The sequence below is a fragment of the Mesorhizobium sp. M7A.F.Ca.ET.027.03.2.1 genome (assembly GCF_003999175.1).
In the GTDB taxonomy this organism is placed as follows: Bacteria; Pseudomonadota; Alphaproteobacteria; order Rhizobiales; family Rhizobiaceae; genus Mesorhizobium.
This window is the reverse complement of record NZ_RZOM01000731.1, coordinates 1-3200: the sequence shown is the minus strand read 5'-3', so window position 1 is coordinate 3200 and position 3200 is coordinate 1. Positions and strand designations below refer to the sequence as shown.

Annotated in this window: 4 protein-coding genes and 1 pseudogene; 3 read left to right on the top strand and 2 right to left on the bottom strand. The window is 61.2% G+C overall.

What is annotated here, in order from left to right:
* Positions 1 to 95 precede the first annotated feature (95 nt).
* The gene (locus tag EN750_RS25810) at positions 96 to 461 is read right to left on the bottom strand and encodes a hypothetical protein (protein ID WP_127398233.1); all 366 of its coding nucleotides are present in this window, start codon (positions 459 to 461) and stop codon (positions 96 to 98) included.
* Positions 462 to 812: 351 nt separating this feature from the next.
* On the opposite strand from EN750_RS25810, the gene EN750_RS25805 reads away from it, so the two are divergent.
* The 3 genes and pseudogenes from EN750_RS25805 to EN750_RS25795 all read left to right on the top strand — a co-directional run bounded on the left by EN750_RS25805 (position 813) and on the right by EN750_RS25795 (position 2906).
* Positions 813 to 1394: a VOC family protein gene (locus tag EN750_RS25805; RefSeq protein ID WP_127268028.1), complete on the top strand. Its 582-nt coding sequence runs from the start codon at positions 813 to 815 to the stop codon at positions 1392 to 1394.
* 22 nt (positions 1395 to 1416) lie between these two features.
* The gene (locus EN750_RS25800) at positions 1417 to 2244 is read left to right on the top strand and encodes a glutathione S-transferase family protein (protein ID WP_127398231.1); all 828 of its coding nucleotides are present in this window, start codon (positions 1417 to 1419) and stop codon (positions 2242 to 2244) included.
* 331 nt (positions 2245 to 2575) lie between these two features.
* Positions 2576 to 2906, top strand: a pseudogene (locus EN750_RS25795) (hypothetical protein).
* Positions 2907 to 2921: 15 nt separating this feature from the next.
* Here EN750_RS25795 and EN750_RS25790 read toward each other — a convergent pair.
* The gene (locus EN750_RS25790; protein ID WP_023810978.1) at positions 2922 to 3134 is read right to left on the bottom strand and encodes a hypothetical protein; all 213 of its coding nucleotides are present in this window, start codon (positions 3132 to 3134) and stop codon (positions 2922 to 2924) included.
* Positions 3135 to 3200: the final 66 nt, after the last annotated feature.

Below are 3200 nucleotides of genomic sequence, written 5' to 3'. Positions count from 1 at the left end.
CTTCACGAACGTCGGCACTACGGTCAACAGCAGCGGCTCGTAAGTCGGTACAGGCCCGCGTTGCAATGTTCCGCCACGCGAACCCGCTGCACGGCCTATCGGACGCCCTTGCCGCTGCCGTTGCCTTTTTTCGGCGGCCGCTTCTTTGTTGGCGTCGTGAATGTACCGGGCTTTCTTGGAACGTCATTCACCGAACCGGTTGGACCTTTTTTCGTCCCTTTGAGGGTCGGCAGTTCCACATCGCTGGTCTGTGCAGGCTTGATCGGCTTTCGCAGCGGCCCAGGATCGCGCCCACTGCAGATATCGATCTCCCGATTGGTCATCCAGCCACCCTCGCCTGAGAGAATAGCCTGGCAGCGCGTATCGCCAAAAACGGGGTCGGACCTATCCGCATAGGCATGCGGGGTGAACATCAAGAAGAATGCTGGGATAGAAAGAAAGATACGTGACTTGCCGGCCATGTGAGACCTCCAGTGGCAGCGAGATCGGAGGCCAGACAAGTATGGGAAAGATCGCGCATCGGCATGCCCCATTTGGGCTAGAGGCCACACTATTTTATGAGAGATCAACCACGCCTTCGCTGTCCACGAAATGAGGCCGTAGCCCACTGCGACGGGAGCAGGGTTCGGCTCCCCTTGGGCGTACCACTCTCTCCGTCTTCGCTAGTCCTCCGATCCTTGTCGCTTCTGGCGCATCGATGCTGTTTGCATTAGCATCACGTCACGGATCCTGAGGTACGGCTCCAGTGGCGCGCAGAACGCCGGGTGCCGGGCAGATTCGCCGACCAGTTGATGCCGTGGGGAGGAATGCCAATGCAGAAGCTGCAGTCGCAGGGCGTTCATCACATCACGCTGGTCGGCGCCGGGCGCCAGACCTCTATCGATTTCTGGGAAGGCGTGCTCGGCATGCCGTTCATCTTCGAACAGCCCAACCTCGACAAGCCGAGGGAAAGCCATCTCTATTTCGATCCCGGCGACGGCCGGCTGATCACCATCTTCACCGACGAGAGCCGCACACCGGAGAAGCGGCGCACGCCGACCGATCCGGGCTGTGTCCACCACATCGCCTTTTCGGTGTCGCGCGTCACCTTCCTGCAGGCGGTCTCCCGTCTTGACGAGCGCGGCATCAAGCACAGCGGCGTCAAGGATCGCGGTTTCATGGATTCGATCTATTTCGAGGATCCGCTCGGCCTGCTGATCGAACTGGCGTCCTACCGCTTCGAACCGCCAGCGGGCTTCACCCACGCCGATGTGCTGATGGAAGCGCACAGGCTGCGGGTCGCGCGCGGCGACTACAACATCGCCGAAGTGCATCTCGCCGATGCGATCCAGGCGCTCGTCGAACGTTCCCGCGCCACCTTGTCGGACGATCGGGCGCCGAAGAACCCATACTGAACAGACCAGAGGGAGGAACAAGATGGCCAAGACAGCGACGAAGACTGCCGGGAAATCCGCGGCGAAAGCTGCGGCAAAGCCAAAAGCCAAGGCGGCCGCCAAGCCTGCGGTGAAGGCGACGGCAAAAGCCGCGCCCAAGGCCAAGCCGGCCAAGAAGCCGGCGTTGAAGCTCAGCATGCTGAAGCCCAGCGTCAACAACATGACCGTGCGGGTGTTTGCGCGCGCGGCCGGTTTCGACCATGCCGAGACCGATGCCTGGGGCCACACCCGTTCGCCGGAGTTCATGGCGCGAAATCCCGCCCATTTGACACCGATGATCGAGGACAAGGGCCTCCCCAGAGGCGTGCTGTGGGAAAGTTGCGCCATCATGCAGTATCTCGCCAACAAGCACGGGCTGGAGAAATTCTATCCGAAGGCGCCGGCCAAGCGGGCGATGGTCGACAGTGCCATGTTCTACCTGATCGGCACGCTCTACCCCTATGTGGCACGCGCCACCTACCCGGCGCTCGGCTTCCCACAATATGCCGGCGAGGTCGGCCACAGCGACGCGCACCCCGACAGGAAGTCGGAGGCCCAGAAGGCGGCGATGGCGGCGATCGCCGAGCCGCTCGAAGTGTTTCACAGCTTCTTCAGGGACGGCAAGCCGTTCATCGGCGGCAAGCATCCTTCGATCGCCGATATCCGCTTGGCGGCGACGCTCGAATTCCTGGCCGTCGTCGACTATGCCTTGCCCAAGTGGGCGAAGGACTATGTGGCGGCGATCGAGAAGACGCTCGGCAAGGCTTATAGCGAGCCGGCCGGCGATGTGCGCGGCTACATCGCCCATGTGAAGTCGCAGGCCAAGGCCTGAGGTTAAGGATACGTTAACCAAAGCCCTGTCTACTGCAGGCAATTCGCTTTCGGCCCGCGACCACGGATGTACTGGCGCAGAACGTCGTAGCGATAGGAAAGGTCGGCGCAATGCCGACCTTTTTGCTTTTGCACGCCATCGCCAAGTGCGATCTGGCACGCAGGCCTCGTCCAGTGTCGCTTTTTTGGCGTCAACTTTTTTCGAGAGATATTGTCATTGCCGGCGTTGGCCCTACCATCCATCTCGGCAGTCCGGCATGGATTGTCGGTCAGGCATGAGACGAGGGCTGGCGATGAAAAGCGTTGCGAGACGGATTGCGGTTGCGGGCGTAATGCTGGCGGCCGCTGTCCATGCTTCGAGTGCAGCCGAACTCAACACGATGGAGGGATGTCGGGGCAGCGATCCAGGCATGCTGGACACCGCCGGCGGACGCCGGGACCGCCAGCGTCACCTTGAGCTTCAGCTTCAAGCGGGATGGTACGCTGATCGGCCCGCCGAGGCCGACGGCCATCAAGGTGAATGGCGATGCTAAGGCGAAAAAAACGTTTGTCGATGCCGCGACAGATGCCCTGCAGGATTGCCTGCCCCTGACCTTTTCACCGAAGCTGGCGCAAGGGATCGCCGGCAACGTGTTCACATTGCAATTCGCTTCTCCAAAGTAGGCGCCCGCAGCAGGCTCAGTGGTGACTGCGCCTTGCCTCGGCATGCCGGGCAAGATCGGGCGTCTCGAAGACGTAGTCGCTCCAGGCTGATTCAGGAACCTGGCCGGCCAGATAGCATTCCAGCAACAGGCTTTGCTCGGGATTGAGTGGCCTTGGCGCGCGCTGGTCCAGCCCCAGCGAGTGAAACAGGTTTCTTGTCAGGTCGGAGACGGTGAAGTGGATCGACATCTGCGTTCTCCCTTTGGTCCTTCAACGCGGAAGGCCCGATAAAGGTTTCGAACCCCTGGCGATAAT

What these genes read in the sequence shown, in the direction of transcription:
- EN750_RS25790 (WP_023810978.1), bottom strand. Translation starts at nt 3,134, where the DNA reads ATGTCGATCCACTTCACCGTCTCCGACCTGACAAGAAACCTGTTTCAC.
- EN750_RS25800 (WP_127398231.1), top strand. Translation starts at nt 1,417, where the DNA reads ATGGCCAAGACAGCGACGAAGACTGCCGGGAAATCCGCGGCGAAAGCT.
- EN750_RS25810 (WP_127398233.1), bottom strand. Translation starts at nt 461, where the DNA reads ATGGCCGGCAAGTCACGTATCTTTCTTTCTATCCCAGCATTCTTCTTG.
- EN750_RS25805 (WP_127268028.1), top strand. Translation starts at nt 813, where the DNA reads ATGCAGAAGCTGCAGTCGCAGGGCGTTCATCACATCACGCTGGTCGGC.